Consider the following 23,092-nt stretch of genomic DNA (forward strand, 5'->3'; position numbering starts at 1 on the left):
TTTACCTCATCAACACAAATGAAAGGGCTACAATTACGCCGATACCAACGTACATAGCATATTGTTGCATATTACCGTTTTGAAGAGAGCGAACCAATGATCCGCCACCCTTCACCAAATCACCGGCAAGATAAGTGATCTTGTCAATGAAGTGAACATCCACGTAGTACCAAAGATTTTTACTGAACTGAACTAGCGGATTGATAATCGCGCCAAAATAAAGTTCATCAACTAAGTACTTATTATTAACCAATTCGTAAACCGGCTTAATAGACTGAGCAATTTTCTCTGGAGCTTTCGGATTTTTTACGTAGAAAGTATAAGCCACCGTTGCCGAAATCGCTGCCAAAGTCACAGATGCACCCATCAAAGCCCACTCTGTACCCGCATCAAATGGCTGGATACCAGGCACAGTTTTGATTAATGGATGTAGCCAATGCTCCCAGAAGTTTGGAATATGTCCAAGGTGTTCGCCGATCACATGAGGAATACCAATCCATCCACCAATAATCGAAAGAATTCCAAGAACAACCAATGGAATAGCCATCAATGCAGGCGACTCATGTGGGTGAATATCTGAAGGCACACGTGATTTGCCCCAGAAGGTCAACGCCATTAATCTTGTCATATAAAATGCTGTTAAAGTCGCACCGATAGCTCCGGCCAACCACAAAAGAGTATGTCCTTGTGGAGAGAAAAACGCATAGGCCAAGATTTCATCTTTCGAAAAGAAACCGGCAAATGGAGGAATACCGATAATTGCCAACCAACCAAAGAAGAAAGTGATATGCGTGATCGGCATGTACTTTTTAAGCCCACCCATCTTCCGTATATCTTGTTCTTCGTGCATAGCATGAATTACCGAACCAGATCCCAAGAACATTAATGCTTTAAAGAATGCGTGAGTCATTAAGTGGAACATTGCTGCCCCGAAAGCACCCACACCACAAGCCAAGAACATATAACCTAGTTGAGATACTGTCGAATAAGCCAAAACCTTCTTAATATCCCATTGGGTCATGCCGATTGTTGCTGCAAGAACCGCCGTTAAAGCGCCGATAATCGCTATGACCATCATTGTGTTTGGAGCCGCCAAGAACATTGGGTTCAAACGAACAATCATATAGACGCCGGCAGTAACCATCGTCGCCGCGTGGATCAAAGCAGAAACAGGAGTCGGACCTGCCATCGCATCAGGAAGCCAAACGTACAATGGAATCTGAGCCGACTTACCTGTCGCACCAATAAATAAGAATAAAGTGCCCAGAGTCGCTGCACCCAACCAGCTTGCTTCCACTGTTGTTGGAGCCAATGCATTCAATTCGTGGAAATTTAAAGTTCCGAAAGTAATGAATAGAACGAACATTCCCAGCAAGAAAGCCGCATCACCAACCCGGTTGGTAACAAAGGCTTTCATACCTGCTGCTGCCTTCTGAGAGTCAGTGAACCAAAATCCAATTAATAGATAAGAACAAAGTCCAACGCCTTCCCAGCCTACAAACATGGTCAACAATGAATCACCTAGAACTAGGATCAACATGTTGAATACGAAAAGGTTAAGGTAAGCAAAATATTTAGTAACGCCCTTATCGTGGTGCATGTATCCGATCGAGAACAAGTGAATCAAGGTTCCAACACCAGTGATGATCAGAATCATGATCGCACTGATTTGATCGACAACAAACCCAGCATTGACCTTAAAAGTATCGATTGCAATCCACTCGAAGAAGCTGACTGAAATACGACGAGACTCTTCGGGCATCCCAACTAGATCGGTAACTAAAAGTACCGCACTTATGAAGGATGTAAAGATTGCCGCCGTAGCGATACCACCAGCAAGATTGGCATTTTGTGATCTAAAGCGGACACCGTTGATCAAAAATCCAACAAATGGGGCCAAAAGAAGAATAGCAATTAACAAAGAATGATTCATCCTTATCTCCTAGCCTTTCAAGTGTTCGAAGAAGCGGATATTCACTTCTTTAAAACGTTTAAAGATTGATACTGCAATCGCCAAACCAACAGCCGCTTCAGCGGCAGCAATTGTCATAACGAAAAAGACCATAATATGGCCATCTAGCAAGCCAAGAAATTTGCTAAACGCGATGAAAGTCAAATTGACCGAGTTCAGCATCAATTCAATAGACATCAACAAAACAAGCATGTTCCTGCGAAGAAGAACTCCGGCCATTCCAGTAACAAATAAAAAGGCCGCTAAGACTAGATAATGAGTAAGACCAATGTTGTTTACGAAATCAATGCTTTGCATGAGTTCCGCCTTTGCTGCGAGAAAGAGCTACGGTGCCGACTGCAATTACCAGAAGAAGGACGCCCAAAGCTTCGAATCCAAAAATATATTTAGTGAACAAAAGTTGACCCAGCGGCTTCGTGGCATCAGTCCCCGTATTTAATACTGGGTTTGAATCAGCTGGCGCCTGTTGAATCAAATTGACCGAAGCAGAAATCGCACCTGCAACCAATCCAGCAAAAATGCCTGCTGTACCGATCTTAATTGCGCCCGTTACTTTACCACGAGTAAATGCTTTAAGTTCGTGTTTCAAATCGAACAGCATTAACACCATGACAAAAAGAACCATGACGGCTCCAGCGTAAACAATCAACTGAACTCCGGCGATGAAGTAAGCATTTAAAGTAACAAAAAGACCCGCAACACCAACCATTGTCATTACTAATGAAAGGGCCGAATAAATCGGGTTCGTTAAAAGCACCACCGAAAGACCACTAACTAATGTAATAATAGCTAAAAACCAAAATAGAAATGCATCTGCTGTCACTGGATACTCCTTATATAGTTGCCAAGTAGACCATGATTGCTGTGGCCATCGTATTAGCCAAAGACCATGGAAGCATTGTCTTCCAACCCAAATCCATCAGCTGGTCATATCTAAATCGAGGCAATGTCCATCGAACCCAGATAAAGATCCATAAGAACAAGCCAAACTTGATGTTAAATGAAAGGAAGTGAACTAAGGCCGTCAATGCACTAACACCCGTCGCTGAAGAGGCTATTGTTGCCGCCCATTGGTGCACTTGATCGAACGTCATGCCGGGAATACCATATCCGCCGAAAAAGAATACAGCCGATAAGCCCGCCGCAATCATCATGTGCGCGTATTCGCCGATGAAGAACATATTGAATTTAAAGCCACCGTACTCTGTGTGGAATCCCGCAACCAATTCAGCTTCGCCTTCGGCCAAGTCGAATGGAAGACGGTTAGACTCTGCAAAAGTAGCAGCAAAAAACAAAATAAACCCAATCGGTTGATAGAAAATACCCCAGTTTGGAAGGTAATCAGAAGTAATGTGGTAGCCCATGAAATTGAAATTCAAAGTTCCCTGCTGGGCTACGATCATTTCCTGAAGATTGAATGTTCCATATAGTAAAATCACACCAACAATTGAAAGACCCAGCGCCAACTCATAAGAAATAATTTGTGCCGATGCACGTAGTGCGCCCATAAGTGCAAATTTATTTCCCGAGCCAAATCCCGCCATCAAAATTGTGTAAGCAGCCAAAGATGAGATGCCTAAAACAAAAACAATTCCGACATTGATATCATAACCTTGGATTGCAAAGTTATATGGTCCCCAAGTTTGGCCAAACATTTGAAAGGCCTCGACCGCCACTGGGGAAGAAAGTGGAATGGCACAAAACGCGACAACCCCTGGAATCAATGCAAAAATTGGAGCCGCATAAAAAAGAAACTTCACTGCCTTCGTTGGCACGAAGTCATTCTTCTTAGTTAAGAACTTTACAGCATCAGCAAGAAGCTGAGTGAGTCCTAGTGGTCCTACGCGGTTTGGACCAAAACGGTTTTGAATAAAGCCCGATCCACGGCGCTCAATCCAAACCAACACAGGCACAGCCTGCACAATCATTAAGAATATCAAAACAAGCTTGATACAATTAACTGCAATTTCAAAGACATCATTACCCATTGTCATAAATTAATCCCACTCCAATGCTTTGGATTTAATTTCCCAAAACAAGCCAAAGATAAATATTCCGATGAATACAAGCATCGATACCAATGCATAGGTTCCGATCCCCGCCGCGATAAACTCACGAAACGTTGTCGCCCATGGGTACATAAAAATAATCTCGATATCAAAAAGGATGAATAAAATCGCAGTTAAGTAGAACTTAACTGAAATTTTTGTGTCCTTCTTTTCGATTTCAGGAATACCACACTCATAAGTGTCGTATTGAACTGCATCGTGTTTGCTTGCGCCGCCAAATAGCTTGGCTAGGTTCACAAGAATGAGACCAAAGATAGCAATGAAGATCGTGATGAATATGACTCCACCAAGTGGCACACAGCCCTCCTGATTTGGGTTTGTTTTTCAAAATGTTTGCAACTCTACTGTTATATCCGCAGCACGTCTAAAAACCAAGAAATATGAATGGAAACAAAGCGATAGATTTGGCAAGATGGTCGCAACTTATGAAAGCCGAACTTTATCACACAAGATTAGAATCCATCTTAGAGCGAGCTTTCGAGCAAACAAAAGCTCGAGTGCAAGTCACTGGCACATCCTCTTCACTGAGCATCGCCTTTTTCTTGTCTCTAACTTACTCAAAAAAAATCAATGAGTTGCCGCATCTTGTTGTTGTTGATAGTCATGCCACGGCCCTGGAGATTAAAAACCTAATTCAATTTTTCGACCCACTGCGCACAGTCTGTGTGTTCAACGAGTTTGACGTCAGCCCCTACTCAAGCTTGGTTCCAAATCCCTTGGTTTCAGCGCAAAGAGTTGGATTTTTAAGTCGAGCCCAACAAGCAAAGCCTGGCGAGGTCTTCATCGCTTCTGCGACTTCATTAATGCAGCGCACCCTGCCAGTGAAGATTTTAACAAATAAATCTCGAATTTATAAACGCGGTGATGAGCTACCCGAAAACATTTCGGAATATTTAAATGAGTTAGGTTACTCCTCTGCTCCCATGGTCGAGGACTTGGGGCAGTACGCCGTTCGCGGCGGAATCGTAGATATATTTCCTCCAAATTCTGTGCAGCCCGTCCGGATCGAGCTTTTCGGCGATCAAGTCGAAAGCATTCGTAACTTCGACTCAGAAACTCAGCGCTCTTTAGATGAAATTAATGATTTCATTTTAACACCAGCTAAAGAATATATTTTCGATGATAACTACATCGAAAAGCTATTAACCCGAGTTCGACGAAATTTAGAAAATAGAAATGTTGAAAAATCCGAAGCAGATGAAATGCTTCGTTCACTAGTTCTAAAAACAGATTTTCCCGGCATAGAGTTCCAACTTCCCTATTTCTATCCTGATTTGTCACACGCCACCGATCATTTTAGATCGGCCTTTAATATGTGGGTTATAGACCCAGTTGAGATTTCCAGGAAAACCGACGAGCTTTATTCCGAACTCAAAAATGACTTTCAATCTTCGGGAAGTAATTTAATTCGGCCCGATTTAGATTTGTTCTTTTCTCCGTTCGAAAAGATTGAGTTTCCAACAGGGACACGATCTATCTATTTTTCGACATTAGAGTACTTCGAAGACAGTCAGGCTGCCGAAGTACAAATCGAATACAAAACCCATTTACTTAACGACTTTGCGAATATTTCAAATTCTTATACCCCCGGCTCGGAACCGTGGATCGAGGCAGCAGACTCTAAGCTAAAGAAATGGAAAGCCGAAGGATATCGAATTCTTATCGGGGTAAAAAATCAATCCTACATCGAACGCCTGCGCTTGATGTTAGAAAAAATGAACTTCACCACTGAGCGAAGGGTCGATGATGAATACAAGTGGGACACGTGGCTTCAAGAACAAGACCGCGACGCAAACCTTATTCATATTATACCCCGCCAACTTTTACAGTCGCTTCGTTTAGACGAAGAAAAAATAATCTTTATCAAAGACGAAGACTTCTGGGGCAAAAAGCAACGTGTTTCTAAAGAGAGCTCTGCCAGCCAAGACTTTCAAAAACAAGCGCGCCGACTTAGTTTTGGGGATTTGAAGCCTGGGGATCTTGTCGTTCACATAAAGCACGGTATTGGAGTCTACGAAGGCCTAAAAATCATGCCCATAAACGGGATTGATTCAGAATTTATTCAGGTTGGATATAAAGACAAAGATAAACTTTATCTTCCCGTCTATAGAGTTGGGCAGCTTCAAAAGTTTTCTGGCGGGGCCACGACCACTGTATTGGATAAACTCGGCGGAACCGGGTGGGAGAAAACAAAGACCAAAGTTAAGTCCGCTCTAAAAGATATCGCATCAGATCTTCTGAAGCTCTATGCTAAAAGAGCCGAACTCCATCGACCCCCTTTCAAGTGGAAGCCAGACGAAATCACGGCATTTGAAAACTCTTTTCCCTACGAAGAAACCCAAGATCAAATTCGTGCTATCTACGATATTGCTCGAGATCTTGATGGCACTCGTCCCATGGATCGATTGGTCTGCGGCGATGTGGGTTTTGGAAAAACAGAAGTGGCCATGCGAGCGACCTTTTTCGCCGTTCAAGCTATGAAACAAGTCGCTGTTCTTGCCCCAACGACGGTCTTAACTTTTCAGCACTTCGAAACATTCAAAAAAAGGTTCGCGGGTTGGCCTGTTGAAATTCGCGTACTGAATAGATTTGTTCCAGACAAAGACGCAAAGAAAACCATTCAAGATATGAAGGATGGCAAGGTAGATATTGTCATTGGGACACACAAGCTGTTAGGCAACTCGATCGACTTTAAAAACCTAGGACTTTTAATTATCGATGAAGAACAAAAGTTTGGCGTCACCCATAAAGAGAAAATCAAAAAACTGAAGAACTCTGTAGATACCTTAACTCTTTCGGCGACTCCTATTCCAAGAACGCTAAATATGGCACTTGCAGGTATTCGTGATCTTAGCATTATCAACACAGCTCCTGTTGATCGGTTGCCAACCCGAACCTTTGTCAGCAAGTTTGATCCAGAAACAATTCGCAAGGCGATCGAATCAGAGATGGCCCGTGGTGGACAAATCTATTTTATTCACAATCGAATCCAATCGATTTATGAATTGTCTGACGAAATCCGAAGAATCGTTCCTAAGGCTCGAATTCAGGTTGCGCATGGGCAGATGGAAGAACACGAGCTTGAAAAAGCAATGCTGGCCTTCTTCCATCACGAGATTGATGTGTTAATCTGTACTGCAATTGTGGAATCCGGCATGGACGTTCCAAGGGCGAATACAATGTTTATCGACCAAGCCCATATGTTTGGCCTTTCTCAGTTATATCAACTTCGCGGACGTGTAGGTCGATCAAAAACTCGGGCCTATTGCTATCTCATAATGCCGAAGGATCGAAAACTAGATAAAGAGCAACAAGAGCGCTTAAAAATCATCCAGGAAAACACCGCCTTGGGTTCCGGGTTCAAAATTGCTCAGTATGATTTAGAACTTCGCGGCTCTGGAAATATTCTTGGCGAGGACCAGTCAGGACACGTTAATTCCGTCGGGTACGAGCTTTATATGGATCTATTAAATGAGGCGCTTGCTGAAGCTAAGGGCGAAAAAGGAAAGCAACTCGAATTAGATCCCGAGATAAATCTGCGCATTTCTGCGATGATACCTGAAGACTATATTAAGGATATACGAATCCGATTAAGCTACTACAAAGCTTTGGCTGAAATCGAATCTACCGAAGACATTGACAAAATTGAGGACGAACTTCGCGATCAATTCGGACCTCTTCCTGAAGCAACGATCAACCTTATGGGTTTAATGTTGATAAGAAGACAGTGCAAAGAGCTTGGAATTCGCGACATCAGCGCAGGTTTAAAAACCGTTTCTTTGATCTTTACAGAACACACTGCTTTAAAGCCCGAAACGGTCATTCAGCTGGCTGTGAAAGAAAGTAAAAAATATTCTATTACTCCGGATAACCGTTTGAACATTCGCATGGCTAGCATTACCTGGTCTGCTGTTTACGAAGAACTTGGAATTTTGCAGCGAATGGTTTGATTAAAACTCTAAAGTTAACCCAGCTCCGAATTCGGGTTGGGTTTCAATCGCAGGATCGTCTTCGGAAAATCCGCCACCATTGGCACCAATTGAAAGACTCAAAAAAGTCGCCTGCAAACCAGAGTCAGTATATGCGGCCACGGCCGTGCTCTTGTCCAGCTGATCAATTTGAATTTGCAGGCCTGCCTTCCAAGAATATCCGACATCAATAGAACCTGAAAATGAATCGCTTGCAGAGGACTCATTAATATTTGCCTGCCATAAACTTAAGTTAACGAATGGGCACCACCTTGGCTCATCACTCATTCCATCTAATATGAACCTTGCTGCAATCCCGTAGGTATCCATTGATATGTCATTAGTAGATTTATTCGCCGATATTGATTGATAGAAGGGGCCCATCGCAAACGAAAGCGGCTGCCAATTTCTTTTCCACATCAACGATGCTTCAATACCAGTCATCGCTGATGATCCGTATTGCTCTTCGTAACCAACGTTGCCAATTGTTGAAAGGTAATCTTTAGGGGTTATCGAAACATAGTCGATATTAAAAATGGCTCCGCTATCGCCACGGCGTACTTTGTACGGATCCAACAGGCTGACCTCTTGCTCGACTTCAATTAATTCTTCATATACAGTTTCCGACGCTTTTGATTCCTTTGGTGCAAGACCTAAGACGAAAAATATGGATATAAAAAAATAGTTCGTCAGATGTTTCATCGCTTTTGTTATCCTCTATCTATGGATAATCATAGCCCAATCGTTAGAGTCATGGCCATCATCGCTTTTTTAACGATTGCAATTCTAGCCCGTCAACCAGCCCTAGGTACTGCTCAGAATTCTTCGGATGCTCTTCTGAAACAGAAGATCGGCCAATTATTTATCATTGGTTTTCCAGGTAAAGAAGTGGGCTCTGAACTCAAATCTCATCTTGCCGACTATCCATTTGGTAACTTTATACTTTTTAAAAGAAACATCTCTTCACCAGAACAAACTTTATTGCTAACCCAACAGTTGAACTCGGTCCTGAAAGAATCTGGGTTGCCTTCGCCTTTAATCGCGATCGATCAAGAAGGTGGAGTCGTTAGTCGCATTCCTATTTTTCCAAGACTTCCAAGCGCACAAAGTCTTGGCAAGGCTGAATTGAAAAACTCGGTGGAGGTTTTTGCTGACGAAACTGCGTCTATTCTTGCCAATACGGGAATCAACTTGAACCTCGCACCCGTCCTAGATTTAGTAGACACAAATGCAGACTCATTTATTTCAACCAGATCGTATTCTGGTGATCCTAGGGCCGTGGCGCAGTTTGGTTATGCCTACGGAAAGGAAATGATTCTGAATGGAGTTATTCCCACTGCAAAACATTTTCCGGGCAGCCTTAATATCACCTCGGATCCTCACCATCATGCTTCAACAATTGATAAGACATTAGACAAGCTTCGCTCGACAGAGATGACGCCCTTCTTTGATTTCGCTAAGCTGGGACGATTTTCAGCTATAATGCTTTCGCATTTTCACTACACAGCCTTTAACTCCAAGCCTCTTCCCGCCAGCCTTTCTAAAGAGGTCATACAATATCTTCGCAAAGATGTTGGCTTTCGAGGTCTTATAGTGACTGATGATTTTCAAATGAACGGTGTTAAATCTGTTTTAAGCTCTTCAGAATCTGCGTTCTTAGCGCTCCAGGCCGGCGCCGATATCGTTATGCTTTCTTATTCCCAACAAGACCAAAAAAATGCCTTTGACCGAGTTCTAAAAGGCATAGAAAGCGGCGAGATTTCAATTCAAGAGATAGACGAAAAGATTTCAAGAATCCGCTTCGTTAAGTCATTTTTAAATATCAACAAACAAAAACAACGGCCAGATTGGAATTCCAAAAAGCTACTGGCTCTTGACGAAAAAATCGTCGATCAACACATTCAGGATGAAATTGGACACATTCCCAAAAAGGCCCATGGTTGTTTAATTAATGACAAAAGCCTTATTGCTAAAGCAGTTGTTGCGGAACTGGATAGACTGTCAAAAGGATATCGAGTAGTCGATGCTGATAAGGTTGAACAAAATAGTTCCTGTGATTTCTTTGTGTCGATCTTGTTTTCAAAACAAAGTATTCAAAGATTTAATGAAATAAAGAAGCGGATTTCCAATAAGCGAATCGTAGGAGTAAACCTAGGATCGCCTGCGCGCATTTCTAAAGAGTTTTCGGCCGATATTATTGATCTCTATTTTCCACACACATCAGCACCAAAAAAAATAGCAGAGCTTATTAAGGGCTCTGCTATCTAATTATAATTGAAGTCCCGCTTAGTGAACTTTTTTTGTCGCTGGTAAGGCCTCAATAGAAGCTCTAGCCAAAGCAAGTTCTCGCTGAACTTGATTCCACTCGACATCATTTAGTGTTTCACCACCTAATTTTGTTTCGGAATTCTTGACTAGCTCTTCTGTAGAAGCCAGATCGATTTCTTCTGGTAGCTTTGCAATATCCGCTAGGATGTTTACACCCTCGACAGACACTTGGCAGTAGCCCCAGCTGATCGCAGCGGTTTTTTGCGCTTCTTGACCTTTAAGCTTCCACTTCAAAACTCCTGTTTCAAGAGTTGTGATCATTGGAGCATGACCAGGAAGTACGTTCAATTCACCTTTAAAAGCAGGAAGTGTTACCTCCTCAATCTCTTGATTGAGGACCAGTCTTTTTTCTGGAGTTACGATTGTTAATTTAAACATGGCACCCTTCCCAAAACTTCAAGCTTACGCCTGAAGTTTTTTAGCTTTCTCGATAGCTTCTTCGATAGTTCCAACCATGTAGAACGCCTGTTCAGGCAAGCTGTCGTGTTTTCCATCAAGAATTTCACGGAAGCCTCTAACAGTGTCTTTGATATCAACGTATTTACCTTGAAGACCAGTGAACTGCTCTGCAACGAAGAATGGTTGAGACAAGAATCTTTGGATTTTACGAGCACGAGATACCACCAATTTATCTGAGTCTGACAATTCGTCCATACCCAAGATAGCGATGATGTCTTGAAGCTCACGGAAGCGCTGAAGAAGAGCCTGTACATCACGCGCAGTTTTGTAGTGCTCGTCACCGATTACAGTTGGATCCAAAAGACGTGAAGTCGACGTCAATGGGTGAACCGCAGGGAAGATCGCCATAGCAGCGATATCACGATCCAAGTTTGTTGTTGCATCCAAGTGAGTGAATGTTGTCGCAGGAGCTGGATCCGTATAGTCATCCGCAGGAACGTAAACGGCCTGAACAGAAGTGATCGAACCTTTTTTAGTTGAAGTGATACGCTCTTGAAGAGCACCCATCTCTGTTGCCAAGTTTGGTTGGTAACCAACGGCAGAAGGGATACGACCCAAAAGGGCAGAAACTTCAGCACCCGCTTGAGTAAAGCGGAAGATGTTATCAACGAAGAAAAGAACGTCTTGGTTTTCAACGTCACGGAAGTATTCCGCAACTGTCAAACCAGTCAAAGCAACACGAGCACGAGCTCCAGGAGGTTCGTTCATCTGACCGAATACAAGCGCAGTCTTAGAGATAACGCCTGAGTCTTTCATTTCTCTCCAAAGATCGTTACCTTCACGAGTACGCTCACCGACACCAGCAAATACAGAGAAACCGCCGTGCTCGGTAGCGATGTTACGGATAAGTTCTTGGATAAGAACTGTTTTACCAACACCCGCACCACCAAAAAGACCGATCTTACCACCCTTAGCGTAAGGAGCCAAAAGGTCAACGACCTTGATACCAGTCATTAACATTTGAGCAGAAGTTGCTTGATCTTCGAACTTTGGCGCTGATCTATGAATAGGCCATTGCTCTTTAGCATCAACTGGTCCCATTTCATCGATAGGCTCACCAACAACGTTAATGATACGGCCAAGAGCACCACGTCCAACTGGAGCAGTGATCATGTTGCCAGTGATCATAACTTTTTCACCGCGAACAAGACCTTCTGTTTGGTCCATCGCGATAGTACGCACAACTCCGTCACCTAAGTGCTGAGCAACTTCAAGTGTAAGGTTGTACTCTTTTTCAGAGATAAATTTGTTAGAAACACGAAGTGCAGAGTTAATAGCAGGAAGCTCTCCGCCTTCGAACTCAACGTCCACTACTGGACCCATTACTTGTTTAATTTTACCGTTAGCCATTTTAATCAAGCTCCCTATTTAAGTGCTTCCGCACCTGATACGATTTCAGTCAATTCCGTAGTAATCTTCTCTTGTCTTAACTTGTTATAAGTAAGAGTTCGAGTTCGAATCATTTCCTTCGCGTTGTTTGTCGCATTTTCCATAGCAGTCATACGAGCGCCATGTTCTGAAGCAACAGACTCGGACATACATCTGTACACCTGAAGATCAAAGTGCTTCACAAGAAGCTGTTCAATGATTTTTTCAGGAGCAGGTTCGAAGATCATGTCGTTAGAAAAGCCCGCTGTTTCATTGTGCGAAGTCTCTTCTGCCGTAATTGGCAAAATAGTCTCACAAACAACAACTTGGCTAAGCGCCGACTTGAATTCGTTATAAACGATTCTGATTTCATCGTACTCGCCACTTTGATAATCTGCCAAAATTTTGCCAGCAATCTTAGAAGCAAGTTCATACGAAATATCCTTATCAAGCTTATTGATATAATCGACGGGCTTGATACCTTTCTTGGTCAAGCTGTCGTAAGCCTTACGACCGATGATCAAGAAATCAATTTTTTCGTACTTCGATTTATTTTCGATATTATAGTTGTCAGCAAACTTGATGATATTGCTGTTAAATGCTCCGCACAGACCACGGTCCGAGCTGATCACTACCAACAATACATTTTTCACTTCCGCCTTTTTTTCCATTAGCGGATGTGAAACCTTGTTGGTCACAGCAATATCAGCGATCACCTTTCTGAGCGTGTGCGCATACGGACGCATGTTAACAATATTGTTCTGCGCCTTTCTGAGCTTCGCTGCAGAAACCAAGTTCATGGCCTTGGTGATCTGCTGAGTATTTTTTGTGGACTCAATCTGAGCCCGGATATCCTTCAAACTAGCCATTTAACACCAATTACTTTGCAGGTTGGAAAATCGCTTTAAATTCTTCAAGAGCCGCCTTAAGAGCCGCCTTAATATCGTCTGACATTGCTTTCTTAGTAGCGATGTTAGTCAATACAGTTGGGTGCTTGGTCTTCAAGAATTCAATCATTGATTTTTCGTAAGTCTTAACTTCAGACTCAGCATAAGCATCAAGGTAACCAGCAGTAGCAGCAAAAATCATAGCGATTTGCTCTTCAACTTTAACTGGAGCGTATTGAGGCTGTTTCAAGATTTCAACTAAACGACGACCGCGAGCCAACTGTTGTTGAGTTGCTTTATCAAGGTCAGATGCGAAAGCAGCAAATGCTTCCATTGCACGGAACTGAGCAAGCTCAAGCTTGATAGAACCAGCAACTTGTTTCATCGCTTTGATCTGAGCCGCACCACCAACGCGCGATACTGATTTACCAACAGAAATCGCAGGACGGATACCTTTATAGAATAGGTCTGATTCAAGGAAGATCTGACCGTCAGTAATAGAGATAACGTTAGTTGGGATATAAGCAGAGATATCGCCCGCTTGAGTTTCGATGATTGGCAACGCAGTCAATGAACCGCCGCCTTTATCTTCAGAAAGTTTAGCAGCACGCTCTAAAAGACGAGAGTGAAGATAGAATACGTCGCCTGGATATGCTTCACGTCCTGGAGGACGACGAAGTAGAAGAGACAACTGACGATAAGCTTGTGCTTGCTTTGTTAAATCATCATAAACGATCAAAGCATGTCTGCCAGTATCACGGAAGTATTCAGCCATCGCTGTACCAGAGTAAGCAGCCAAGAACTGAAGCGGAGCTGGGTCAGACGCGTTTGCCGCGATAACAGTTGTGTAGTCTAGAGCACCAGCTGCACGCAGTTTTTCAACGATCAATGCAACTGTTGATTGTTTCTGGCCGATCGCTACGTAGAAGCAATGAACGCCTTGACCTTTTTGGTTGATAATAGTGTCGATAGCGATTGTTGTTTTACCAGTTTGACGGTCACCGATGATCAACTCACGCTGACCACGACCAATTGGAATCAAAGCATCGATTGCCTTGATACCAGTTTGAAGAGGCTCTTCAACTGGATGACGGTAAACGATACCAGGAGCTTTTAATTCAACTTCGCGCGAGTGTTGAGACACGATTGCGCCACGGCCATCAATCGCATTTCCTAGAGCGTCAACAACACGTCCAAGAAGAGCTTCGCCTACAGGAACAGAAACGATTTTCTTGGTGCGTTTAACGATGTCGCCTTCTTTGATGTGGCGGTCTTCACCGAAAATAACGATACCAACGTGACCTTCTTCAAGGTTCAAAACCATACCGAATACGTTGTTAGGGAACTCTACAAGTTCACCTGCCATTGCGTTCTCAAGGCCGTAAACGCGGGCAACACCGTCACCCACAGAAAGAACGGAACCTGTCTCGCTAATTTCAATCTTTTTGCTGTACTGATTGATCTGATCTTTTAGTACGCGGCTGATTTCGTCTGCGCGAATGTTTGTGTTTTCCATAGCTAGTTAGCTCTCCTATTTAGTTCTTCATTAATCTTTTTCAAATGTGTTTCGATGCTGTCATCGAATGTCCAGCCGCCCACATGAGCAACTACGCCTCCAAGAAGTTTTGCATCCTCTTGAAACGTTAAAACGATCTTCTTTTTCAAAACCTGTTCAATTTTCTTTTCCAATTCAGCTTTTACAGAGGCATCTATCGGGCGAGCAGACTTAACTACCCCGCGAGTAATACCCTGCTCTGAATCAACAAGTGCCTGATAGGCTTCTGCGATCTCTTCTACCAATCCCAAGCGCGCTTTTTCAGCCAATAGAAGCAATAAGTTTGTGACTTCTTCAGACAAACCTTTTCCTTCAAATGCTGTTTTAACTGCAGTCATTTTTTGTTCAACTGCAACCATTGGATTCGCAAAATATTCTTTGATCTGAGAATCTGCAGAAACAATTTTAGCAACAGCGATGATTTCACCAGCTACTTTTGAATCCTGACCCTTCTGTTTAGCCGCAGCTAAAAGAGCCTTTGCATATCTTTTGGATACTTCATTAACTCTCATTATCTTACCGCCTCTATATTTTTAGTGAATTGAGACTGAAGAGTCTGGTGATCATTTGCATTGACGTCTTTAGAAAGCACCATGCGTGCGGTTTCAATAGAGTCTTTTAGCAATTGCTGCTTAAGTTGAACTTGAGCTCTTTCGATTTCAAGCTTAACGGTTAACTCAGCTTCTTCTTTAATCCGTTTAGCAATAGCATTTGCATCAGCAATCATCTGCTCTTTAAGTTCAGCAGCATTTGCTTTTGCCTGGGCAATTGAAGAAGCATAAGTTGCCTCTAAATGAGCGATTTTGCCCTTCATTTCTTCAAACTGTTTTTCAGCTTCTTCTCGTGCACTAGCTGACTTTTTTGCAGCATCAATGTATGCAGCTTTTCTATCTGCAAAAAACTGCTTGATGCCGTCTTTAGCAAAATAAATGATTCCACCAAACAAAATAGTTAGATTGATCGCTTGGTAGATTACGGTCGTAGGCATTCCGTGACCGGCTCCATGGGCATCGTGGCCACCGGCCGCCAATGCCATTACAGGAGATAATAAAATAAGTGTCGCCATCAATTTCATATATATCCTCTTTATTTACCTAGAAGTTTATTAGTGATGGCCAACGCAACTGCATTTGTCTGATTCTTTAAATCAGAAGCAGCTGCATTTACAGCTGAAGTTAGTTGCGTTCGGTTTGAATTGATAAGAGTTTCAGCTTTGCTACGAGCATCAGCAACGATAGACTCATAGTTTGAATTTGCGTCTGTTTTGTGACCATCAAAGATAGTCTTAATTTCAGAGGCAACTTCACGAGCCTTTGTTTCGTATTGAGCTTGCAACTCAACGGCCTTTTTCTTGTACTCAAGAGCTAAATCTTCTCCGCCTTTTGTGCGGTTTTCGCGCTCTTCTAATGCGTGCGCGTAACCTGAAAACACAACCTTCGTTAAGAAAAGCATTGCGATTGAGAAAAGAACAAATTGAATGAGCGATGTTTGGTTGACACCAATTTGCTGGAGTATTTCCATTTTATTGAAATCCCTATTGTTTTTATTAGCGATACGGGATTAGCATTGAGCCAGCAAAATGGTCAAGTTAAAAGGATTTTTTAAAGATAAGCCTAAGATTTAGGCATATATGAAGCGCCCTCGAATACAACGCCCTCATCAATTCTTAACGATGGGGACGTCACCGTTCCTTTAAAAACAGCCGGAGGGTGCATAATTACGCGGCGGCGGGCAAAAAGGTTCCCCTCTACCCGGCCACTTATTATAATAGTATCAGCTTCAATTTGTGCGATAACAGTCGCAGACTCATTGATAACTAGGGTGTCATTAGTAAAAATTTCGCCCTTAAACAGACCCCCAATTTGAACGGTCCCCTCAAAACTGAGCTTTCCCTCGAATTGGGTTCCCGAATCCAAAATTGCGGTTACGTGACCGGCTAAAAGATCTGTTGGCTGGGCGGTGGAGTTTACTACTTCTGGCATCCTGCTCTCATTTTATCTACGATTTCACTTAGTTCATCATCTGAAAAGAAATGTACACTGATTTTACCCTTTGAATTGGTATAATCAATAGATACCTTCGTTCCAAATAGCTTTTGAAGCTCGTCCTCTAGGCCGGCGATCAATCTAGTCTTAATCCCCGAATCAAATGTAGGTGCAGCCTGGTCCAATTTTCCTGGTTGGTTTTCGGCCTGAACCATTTTCTCTAGTTTCCGAACGGCAATCTTTTCGTTGATCACCTTCTTCGCTAATTGGATTTGTTTTTGAGGATCATTCAATGCCAACAAGACCTTGGCGTGCCCAACAGAAAGTTCGTTATTTGATATCAACTCTTTGACTTCATTCGGCAAACTTAAAACACGCACTGCATTTGCTACAGTTGCACGGTCCCGTCCAACCCGATCTGCCACCTGCTGTTGAGAAAGCTTAAACTCACTGATCAGGCGTGCATAGCCCTCTGCCTCTTCAATCGGATTTAGATCCTCACGTTGAATATTCTCGATGATCGCCAACTCAAGGGCTTGCTTGTCATCAAAAGATTTCAGGATAACAGGAACCTCATGAAGCCCTGCTAATTGAGCCGCTCTCCAACGTCTTTCACCCGCTACGATTTCTAGCTTTCCGCTTTCAATTCTTCGAGCCACGATCGGCTGAAGAATTCCGTTCTCTTTAATTGATACAGATAGCTCTTGAAGAGCCTCTTTATCGAAAACTCGGCGAGGCTGAAATTGTCCCGGTTGTAGTTTATCTACTGCAACCTGCCAGATTTTGGATTCAGGATTCACGGGTGCCGCAGCTGGAGGTGGAGCAGACTGCTGAATAGCCTGAGTAGCCATTGGAGTATTCACAACGGGTCCAGCTGAAACGGCTCCAGCGCCATTACTCATATCATTTTTCTTGTTTAAATCTGCTAATGTTGTGGGAGTGGAAGACGCATTCGCTTGAAGACTTGATTGCATTCCTGCGCTGCCAGACGGCCCGCCAAGCAATGAACCCAAGCCTCTGCCTAGACCCTTCTTCTTGTTTGATGAATCATTCAGAATATCAGACATTTAAATCTCCCTCGTAAGTATCTTGTTTGGGCGCTTGCTGAGTATTCTGTGTTGTTATTTCATTTCTTTGCACAACTTCTTTAGCTAGTTCTAAATATTTTTGTGCCCCAATGGATTTTGGATCGTATTCAAATATAGATTGTCCATGAGACGGCGCTTCCGAAAGGCGTACGTTTCTTGGAATGATTGCGCTGAAGACTTTATCAACAAAGTGATTCCGAATTTCAGTTACAACCTGGTGTGAAAGGTTATTTCTAGTATCAAACATCGTAAGAACGATGCCCTCAATATGAAGCTGAGGATTTAAGTTCTTTTTAATTAAACCCGCCGTATTTAAAAGCTGTGATAAACCCTCAAGCGCATAATATTCACACTGAAGTGGAATTAAAAAGCTGTCTGCTGACGTTAGGGCATTTAGGGTTAAAAGACCCAATGAAGGAGGGCAATCAATCAAAACAAAATCAAACTGATCCGAAACAGTGGCAATCGCTTGCTTTAAACGATATTCACGCTGCGGCATGTCTACAAGTTCAATTTCTGCCCCAACAAGGTCGGGATTTGCTGTAGAGACAAATAAATTAGGATTATTGGTCTTTACACATGTTTCTGCTAATGTTTTTTCACCAATAAGGACGTGGTAAACGTTGTTATCTTGGGATTCAAAGCGCTTGATACCCAAACCGCTTGAGGCATTTCCCTGAGGATCCATATCGATAAGAAGCACTTTTTTACCAAGAGTCGCAAGCGCAGACGCTAGGTTTACAGAAGTAGTCGTTTTACCGACTCCACCCTTTTGATTGGCAATACATATTGTTCTAGCCATGATTCCTCCTTGAGCACATAGAAAATCCTGCATTTTTTTCAAAGATACAAGTTTCTTCTTATGTTTTTTTGAAATATTCCGATGTTCCACGTGGAACAACGTGATTTATGCATAAAATGAAGCTGATTCTGCCATTATTTTTAGTTTTTTTGTCTGCTTGCGAAAAGAAAGCGGATCCAAATGCCTACAAGCAAGATCTAATTCTTGCTGACTTGAACGCAAAAGCGGATGAAACATCTAAGGCCGTAGAGGCCGCCAAAAAAGAGCTCGAAGGCTTCCGCAAGGAATTGGCAGAGGTTAAACCTCAAACCGGTCAAATTAAATACGCCTCGAAAAGGGTCTACGACACCGAAGCGAAAATCACCAAACTTGAACAAGAGAAAAGATATTTTGAACTCGCGGCTAAAGCTCGCGAACGAGAAGCAAAGAAACTCTACAAAGAAGCCTTCAAATCGGGTAAACCCTGGCCCGATTCGGCTGGATTCGAAGAATACAAAACCGAAGAGCGCCTGAGAAACGCAAAACGCTCGTGGGATGTCAAACAGCGTATGCAAGAAGCCGGAATTCCAATTCCAGGAGAAGAAGGCGCAAAAAAACCCGCAGAGGCAGCTCCTGCGGGTGGAGGTCACTAATGTTCCACGTGGAACATTATTGAATCTTGTCTGTTTTCACGACAGAGAACTTAACAGCCCCAATAGGAAGTTTATAATCCCCCACCAAAGACGGCGCCCATAAAGAACAAAGCTGCGAAGGCATTTCAGACACCTCAAGAGCCCACTCTTCACTTTTCAAATGGAAAAGCGCACCGCCCTTTTTAACTGACTTACGGGCCGCCATACAAGTACGCGAAATATTCGCAAATCCCCGAGTCATACAGAACTGAACGCTACCTTCTGGCAAGGCTTCAATCTGATTTTGAATACAAGATGCGTTTTTAATACCAACTTTAGAAATAATTAAATTCAGAAACTCTATCTTCTTAGGGTCCATATCAACCAAATGAACTTGTATGCTAGGATTAAGAATTGCAAACACAAGTCCTGGAAAACCCGCACCAGAACCGTAGTCGTAAATCTCTTTTATTTGGGGGTTATGCCGAACGATAATACGAGACGAAAGTATAGAATCAGCAAAATGCAGCGCGTCAGCAAATGGGAGGCTCTTTATCGAAACCAAATTCAAGAGCTTATTAGATTTAACAAGCTCTTCGTGAAAAATTCTCAGCTTCTTAGTGACATCCTGATTTAAATCTGGAAACCACTCTTCCACTCTCCAATGACTAATCGTTGATTCCTGGCTGTTGCTGTCTACCACTGGATACCTCTTTTTTATGACCCTTTAGGTACACCATAATAGCCTGAATTGCCGATGGATTTACACCACTAATGCGTTGAGCTTGGCCTAATGTCCTAGGTTTAACGCGAGAAAGTTTATCTTTTTCTTCGTTAGAAAGTCCCTTGATATCAGTGTAATTCAAGTCCGTTGGTAATAGCATTTCTTCTGACTTTTTAGACTGCTCAATAAGCTCCATTTGGCGTTTTACGTATCCAGAATATTTAACATCAATTTCTACCGCTTCGTGAACATTCGGATCCTCATCAACTTCAAAGTCGAACGCCTTTAAATGTGAACAAGTAATCTCTGGACGACGAAGGAACTCTTGGAAAGTTAACGACTTTGTTAAATCTGGAGACGGTATGCTACGAATCTTTTCTGTGTTCTCTTTAGTCGGATAAAGCTTTGTCGCTTTAAGCTTTTCACTTAAATCTTTTCGGCGAACACTGATATCGGCCAATTTGTCTAAAGCCGTCTGTGACATCAAACCAAGTTCTTTGGAAAGACCATGTAAACGATCGATTGTATTGTCTTCTCTTAAAACAAGTCGGTGCTCCGCTCGAGAAGTAAACATACGATAGGGCTCTTTTGTACCCTTCGTTACTAGGTCGTCGATCAATACTCCTATGTAAGCCTGATCACGACTTAGAATAAACTCTGAGCGATTCAAAACAGACATCGCAGCATTCACTCCAGCTACAAAACCTTGTGCAGCAGCTTCTTCATAACCAGAAGTACCGTTAATCTGCCCGCCTAAAAATAAATTCTGAATAGGACGAGTCTCAAGACGATGCCAAATTTGAGTCGGCTCAATATAATCATATTCAACAGCATAACCATATCGTACGACCTTGACGTTTTCCAACCCAGGAATAGTTCTTAAGAAGGCTTCTTGAACATCTTCTGGCAGCGAAGTCGAAATGCCTTGCAGGTAAATCAAATCAGTATCCAAACCCTCGGGCTCTAGGAAACTTTGATGAGAATCCCTATCTGCAAACCGAGTGATTTTATCTTCAATTGACGGACAATATCTAGGTCCCGAGCCTTCGATTAATCCACAGAACATCGGCGACTTGTCTAAATTATTACGAATAATTTCATGGGTTTCGGGAGTCGTCCTAGTTAGATAACATGCAACTTGAGGAAGTTTAAATTTGCGTTCAGACCTAAAACTAAAAGGATAAAATTCAGAATCGCCGTATTGAGCAATAGTTTTGGACCAATCTATAGAATCTTTGTGTAAACGAGCCGGCGTTCCTGTCTTTAGTCTTTTAACATCAAAACCAAACTCTTTTAATTGATCCGACAAACCAATAGAAGCTTGATCGCCAATCCGACCGCCAGCAGTCTGTTTAAGACCAACGTGCATCACTCCATTCATAAAGGTTCCAGTAGTGATCACTGTCGACTTCGCAAAAATCTGACTTCCATCTTGAAGTACAACTCCACGACATTGCGATCCTTCTAAAATCAATCGCTTAACTTCGCCACCAAGTACTTTTAAATTTGGAGTCGAATAAAGAACATCAGTCATGTACTTGGCGTATTTATGCTTATCAGACTGAACTCTTGTTCCTCGAACTGCCGGTCCTTTCGAAGAGTTAAGTCGCTTAAATTGAATACATGTTTCATCTGCGGCCAATCCCATCTCGCCACCAAGAACGTCGATCTCGCGAACCATGTGGCCTTTGGCCAATCCGCCGATTGAAGGATTGCAGCTCATGTAAGCAATGCGATCTAAGTTGGTCGTAATCATCAAAGTTTGTAAGCCAAGCCGAGCACTTGCAAGACAAGCCTCGACACCAGCATGACCAGCACCAACTACAATGACATCAAAATTTGTATTCATAATTATTTTCCGATGCAGAACTCTTTAAAAACTCTATCCATAATTTGATCGTCAAATCGCTTACCCAAAGTTTCGTGAATACAGATCAACGAGTCTTTAAGTTCAAAGGCCAGGAACTCTGCCCCTGCGCCATCGATTGCCATTTGCCGAGCCCGATCAATGTTTTCAAGCGCACGATTCAAATTTTCAAAATGGCGTGCGTTGGAAACTAAAACTGTGTTTTCAGCCTGCATATCCGCAAAAGCAGAAATAAGGCTATCAAACACCAAGGGCCGAGTTGTTTTATCAAGAGCCGAAACAAAGAACACTTTTCTTTCGAAAAATTGATCAAAATCAGCGATTTTTTTATAAAATTTACCCTCTTTTAGTAGGGTTTTTAGCTCATTTTTACCTATTTTTTGCCCCGAAATATCGGTTTTATTGCCCAAAATCCAGGTCAAATCAGGATCAAAACCATCTAAAATAGTTAGCTCCGAATCAGAAATACCCGCATTTACGTCAAAAACGAACAGACATACATCTGCATCTTTTTGAGCTTGATAACTTCTTTCAATTCCCAGCTTTTCAACAAAATCAGCAGAATCCCGAAGACCCGCAGTATCAATAACCGTGAACTTCACACCTTTATACTGAGTATCTCCATCGATAACATCTCGGGTAGTGCCTGGAATATCGGTAACAATGGCACGATCCTCTTGGAGGAAACTATTTAACAAAGAAGACTTCCCAACATTGGGTAATCCACTTAGCACAATACGAATACCATCTTTTAGTACCCGGCCGGTTTTAAAAGAACCGATTAATATACCCAGTTCCGAAGATACTTTATTAAGTCGAGTGCTTACCTCAGTGTTCGAAATTAATTCGATACCTTCTGTAGCAAAATCAATCCCCGCTTCTATGTGAGCTAGTACCCATGTTAAATCATTTTCGATTGAATCCAATTTATCAGATAGACCACCCTTCAACTGACGAAGGGCCATCCGAGCAGCTGACTGACTTTGACTTTCGATCAAAGCCAAAACAGATTCGGCTTGAACTAAATCAAGTTTGCCATTCATGAACGCACGATAAGTAAACTCTCCTCGATCCGCTGGTCGCGAACCCAAGACAATCAACTCGTTGATAATAGCCTGACAGATAAGCGGATTTCCGTGGCAAGAAATTTCCAGCACTTCTTCGCCTGTAAAAGACTTCCCTTTAGCAAAATAGGTAATCAATACTTCATCTAAAACTACGCCGTCTTGATTTCGAAAATTCCCGAAATAAACCCGGTGAGATTCGGGTTCTTTTGGCAAAAAAGAAGCGCCTGGTGATACAACACCAAGCGCCTTTGGACCACTGATTCGAATTACCGAGATACCACCAACACCATGTGGAGTCGAAACTGCACAAATAGTATCTTCATCACGGTTATTCAAAAACAT

General features: G+C 42.6%; 22 protein-coding genes. 3 read left to right on the top strand and 19 right to left on the bottom strand.

Translation table 11 applies throughout. The features are described 5' to 3' along the window. Position 1: 1 nt before the first annotated feature. The 5 genes from nuoL to AC04MN_RS05140 are packed head-to-tail and all read right to left on the bottom strand — an operon-like array spanning position 2 to position 4,338. Positions 2-1,933, bottom strand: coding sequence for an NADH-quinone oxidoreductase subunit L (gene nuoL / locus AC04MN_RS05120; protein WP_475382112.1), 1,932 nt, complete (start codon positions 1,931-1,933; stop codon positions 2-4). 9 nt (positions 1,934-1,942) lie between these two features. Further along, complete coding sequence (gene nuoK / locus AC04MN_RS05125) at positions 1,943-2,269, bottom strand: NADH-quinone oxidoreductase subunit NuoK (RefSeq protein WP_475382113.1); 327 nt, start codon at positions 2,267-2,269, stop codon at positions 1,943-1,945. Then, a complete protein-coding gene (locus AC04MN_RS05130) occupies positions 2,256-2,795 on the bottom strand; it encodes an NADH-quinone oxidoreductase subunit J (RefSeq protein ID WP_475382114.1) in 540 nt (179 codons plus the stop codon). The genes nuoK and AC04MN_RS05130 overlap by 14 nt, the downstream gene beginning before the upstream one ends. A 10-nt stretch (positions 2,796-2,805) precedes the next feature. Beyond that, positions 2,806-3,966, bottom strand: a complete 1,161-nt coding sequence (locus AC04MN_RS05135; protein ID WP_475382115.1) for a complex I subunit 1/NuoH family protein — start codon at positions 3,964-3,966, stop codon at positions 2,806-2,808. A gap of 3 nt (positions 3,967-3,969) precedes the next feature. Continuing rightward, positions 3,970-4,338, bottom strand: a complete 369-nt coding sequence (locus AC04MN_RS05140; protein WP_475382116.1) for an NADH-quinone oxidoreductase subunit A — start codon at positions 4,336-4,338, stop codon at positions 3,970-3,972. An 83-nt stretch (positions 4,339-4,421) separates the two neighbouring features. Between AC04MN_RS05140 and mfd the strand changes: the two genes are divergently transcribed. Next, positions 4,422-7,991 carry a transcription-repair coupling factor gene (mfd, locus tag AC04MN_RS05145; protein WP_475382117.1) on the top strand — a complete coding sequence of 1,190 codons (3,570 nt, stop codon included), beginning with the start codon at positions 4,422-4,424 and terminating at the stop codon, positions 7,989-7,991. Here mfd and AC04MN_RS05150 read toward each other — a convergent pair whose 3' ends face one another. Further along, positions 7,992-8,711 carry a hypothetical protein gene (locus AC04MN_RS05150; protein WP_475382118.1) on the bottom strand — a complete coding sequence of 240 codons (720 nt, stop codon included), beginning with the start codon at positions 8,709-8,711 and terminating at the stop codon, positions 7,992-7,994. Between the two features lie 21 nt (positions 8,712-8,732). Here AC04MN_RS05150 and AC04MN_RS05155 point away from each other — a divergent pair, with 21 nt between their 5' ends. Then, complete coding sequence (locus AC04MN_RS05155) at positions 8,733-10,277, top strand: glycoside hydrolase family 3 N-terminal domain-containing protein (protein ID WP_475382120.1); 1,545 nt, start codon at positions 8,733-8,735, stop codon at positions 10,275-10,277. An 18-nt stretch (positions 10,278-10,295) separates the two neighbouring features. Here the strand turns inward: AC04MN_RS05155 and atpC are convergent, their stop codons facing one another. The 10 genes from atpC to AC04MN_RS05205 all read right to left on the bottom strand — a co-directional run bounded on the left by atpC (position 10,296) and on the right by AC04MN_RS05205 (position 18,481). Then, the gene (gene atpC, locus AC04MN_RS05160) at positions 10,296-10,715 is read right to left on the bottom strand and encodes an ATP synthase F1 subunit epsilon (RefSeq protein WP_475382121.1); all 420 of its coding nucleotides are present in this window, start codon (positions 10,713-10,715) and stop codon (positions 10,296-10,298) included. Positions 10,716-10,739: 24 nt separating this feature from the next. After that, the gene (atpD, locus tag AC04MN_RS05165) at positions 10,740-12,146 is read right to left on the bottom strand and encodes a F0F1 ATP synthase subunit beta (protein ID WP_475382122.1); all 1,407 of its coding nucleotides are present in this window, start codon (positions 12,144-12,146) and stop codon (positions 10,740-10,742) included. A gap of 14 nt (positions 12,147-12,160) precedes the next feature. After that, on the bottom strand, positions 12,161-13,033 hold the full coding sequence (atpG, locus tag AC04MN_RS05170; RefSeq protein ID WP_475382123.1) for an ATP synthase F1 subunit gamma: 873 nt from the start codon (positions 13,031-13,033) through the stop codon (positions 12,161-12,163). A gap of 10 nt (positions 13,034-13,043) precedes the next feature. Beyond that, complete coding sequence (gene atpA / locus AC04MN_RS05175; protein ID WP_475382124.1) at positions 13,044-14,567, bottom strand: F0F1 ATP synthase subunit alpha; 1,524 nt, start codon at positions 14,565-14,567, stop codon at positions 13,044-13,046. 2 nt (positions 14,568-14,569) lie between these two features. Further along, a complete protein-coding gene (gene atpH, locus AC04MN_RS05180) occupies positions 14,570-15,118 on the bottom strand; it encodes an ATP synthase F1 subunit delta (RefSeq protein WP_475382125.1) in 549 nt (182 codons plus the stop codon). After that, a complete protein-coding gene (locus tag AC04MN_RS05185) occupies positions 15,118-15,681 on the bottom strand; it encodes an ATP synthase F0 subunit B (RefSeq protein ID WP_475382126.1) in 564 nt (187 codons plus the stop codon). The genes atpH and AC04MN_RS05185 overlap by 1 nt, the downstream gene beginning before the upstream one ends. Before the next feature lie 11 nt (positions 15,682-15,692). Continuing rightward, a complete protein-coding gene (locus tag AC04MN_RS05190) occupies positions 15,693-16,127 on the bottom strand; it encodes an ATP synthase F0 subunit B (protein ID WP_475382127.1) in 435 nt (144 codons plus the stop codon). 92 nt (positions 16,128-16,219) lie between these two features. After that, positions 16,220-16,588 (bottom strand): bactofilin family protein, encoded by a 369-nt coding sequence (locus AC04MN_RS05195; RefSeq protein ID WP_475382128.1) that lies wholly within the window; start codon positions 16,586-16,588, stop codon positions 16,220-16,222. Then, entirely contained in the window at positions 16,576-17,658 is a 1,083-nt protein-coding gene (locus AC04MN_RS05200) for a ParB/RepB/Spo0J family partition protein (protein ID WP_475382129.1), read from the bottom strand. The genes AC04MN_RS05195 and AC04MN_RS05200 overlap by 13 nt, the downstream gene beginning before the upstream one ends. Continuing rightward, complete coding sequence (locus AC04MN_RS05205; RefSeq protein ID WP_475382130.1) at positions 17,651-18,481, bottom strand: ParA family protein; 831 nt, start codon at positions 18,479-18,481, stop codon at positions 17,651-17,653. Before AC04MN_RS05205 ends, AC04MN_RS05200 begins: the two co-directional genes overlap by 8 nt. Before the next feature lie 116 nt (positions 18,482-18,597). On the opposite strand from AC04MN_RS05205, the gene AC04MN_RS05210 reads away from it, so the two are divergent. Then, positions 18,598-19,113 (top strand): hypothetical protein, encoded by a 516-nt coding sequence (locus AC04MN_RS05210; protein WP_475382131.1) that lies wholly within the window; start codon positions 18,598-18,600, stop codon positions 19,111-19,113. A gap of 16 nt (positions 19,114-19,129) precedes the next feature. Here the strand turns inward: AC04MN_RS05210 and rsmG are convergent, their stop codons facing one another. Genes rsmG through mnmE form a run of 3 tightly spaced genes read right to left on the bottom strand, consistent with a single transcriptional unit; the run spans position 19,130 to position 23,092 of the window. Next, positions 19,130-19,795: a 16S rRNA (guanine(527)-N(7))-methyltransferase RsmG gene (gene rsmG, locus AC04MN_RS05215; RefSeq protein ID WP_475382132.1), complete on the bottom strand. Its 666-nt coding sequence runs from the start codon at positions 19,793-19,795 to the stop codon at positions 19,130-19,132. Further along, a complete protein-coding gene (gene mnmG, locus AC04MN_RS05220; protein WP_475382133.1) occupies positions 19,761-21,665 on the bottom strand; it encodes a tRNA uridine-5-carboxymethylaminomethyl(34) synthesis enzyme MnmG in 1,905 nt (634 codons plus the stop codon). The genes rsmG and mnmG overlap by 35 nt, the downstream gene beginning before the upstream one ends. Positions 21,666-21,667: 2 nt before the next feature. Then, positions 21,668-23,092, bottom strand: coding sequence for a tRNA uridine-5-carboxymethylaminomethyl(34) synthesis GTPase MnmE (gene mnmE, locus AC04MN_RS05225; RefSeq protein WP_475382134.1), 1,425 nt, complete (start codon positions 23,090-23,092; stop codon positions 21,668-21,670).

Source organism: Bdellovibrio sp. ZFWA1, from assembly GCF_056175665.1.

Bases quoted from the DNA above. Each gene is read 5' to 3' on its own strand.
- nuoL (WP_475382112.1), bottom strand. From the start codon at position 1,933: ATGAATCATTCTTTGTTAATTGCTATTCTTCTTTTGGCCCCATTTGTT.
- nuoK (WP_475382113.1), bottom strand. From the start codon at position 2,269: ATGCAAAGCATTGATTTCGTAAACAACATTGGTCTTACTCATTATCTA.
- AC04MN_RS05135 (WP_475382115.1), bottom strand. From the start codon at position 3,966: ATGACAATGGGTAATGATGTCTTTGAAATTGCAGTTAATTGTATCAAG.
- mfd (WP_475382117.1), top strand. From the start codon at position 4,422: ATGAATGGAAACAAAGCGATAGATTTGGCAAGATGGTCGCAACTTATG.
- AC04MN_RS05150 (WP_475382118.1), bottom strand. From the start codon at position 8,711: ATGAAACATCTGACGAACTATTTTTTTATATCCATATTTTTCGTCTTA.
- AC04MN_RS05155 (WP_475382120.1), top strand. From the start codon at position 8,733: ATGGATAATCATAGCCCAATCGTTAGAGTCATGGCCATCATCGCTTTT.
- atpC (WP_475382121.1), bottom strand. From the start codon at position 10,715: ATGTTTAAATTAACAATCGTAACTCCAGAAAAAAGACTGGTCCTCAAT.
- atpD (WP_475382122.1), bottom strand. From the start codon at position 12,146: ATGGCTAACGGTAAAATTAAACAAGTAATGGGTCCAGTAGTGGACGTT.
- atpG (WP_475382123.1), bottom strand. From the start codon at position 13,033: ATGGCTAGTTTGAAGGATATCCGGGCTCAGATTGAGTCCACAAAAAAT.
- atpA (WP_475382124.1), bottom strand. From the start codon at position 14,567: ATGGAAAACACAAACATTCGCGCAGACGAAATCAGCCGCGTACTAAAA.
- atpH (WP_475382125.1), bottom strand. From the start codon at position 15,118: ATGAGAGTTAATGAAGTATCCAAAAGATATGCAAAGGCTCTTTTAGCT.
- AC04MN_RS05185 (WP_475382126.1), bottom strand. From the start codon at position 15,681: ATGAAATTGATGGCGACACTTATTTTATTATCTCCTGTAATGGCATTG.
- AC04MN_RS05190 (WP_475382127.1), bottom strand. From the start codon at position 16,127: ATGGAAATACTCCAGCAAATTGGTGTCAACCAAACATCGCTCATTCAA.
- AC04MN_RS05195 (WP_475382128.1), bottom strand. From the start codon at position 16,588: ATGCCAGAAGTAGTAAACTCCACCGCCCAGCCAACAGATCTTTTAGCC.
- AC04MN_RS05200 (WP_475382129.1), bottom strand. From the start codon at position 17,658: ATGTCTGATATTCTGAATGATTCATCAAACAAGAAGAAGGGTCTAGGC.
- AC04MN_RS05205 (WP_475382130.1), bottom strand. From the start codon at position 18,481: ATGGCTAGAACAATATGTATTGCCAATCAAAAGGGTGGAGTCGGTAAA.
- AC04MN_RS05210 (WP_475382131.1), top strand. From the start codon at position 18,598: ATGAAGCTGATTCTGCCATTATTTTTAGTTTTTTTGTCTGCTTGCGAA.
- mnmG (WP_475382133.1), bottom strand. From the start codon at position 21,665: ATGAATACAAATTTTGATGTCATTGTAGTTGGTGCTGGTCATGCTGGT.
- mnmE (WP_475382134.1), bottom strand. From the start codon at position 23,092: ATGTTTTTGAATAACCGTGATGAAGATACTATTTGTGCAGTTTCGACT.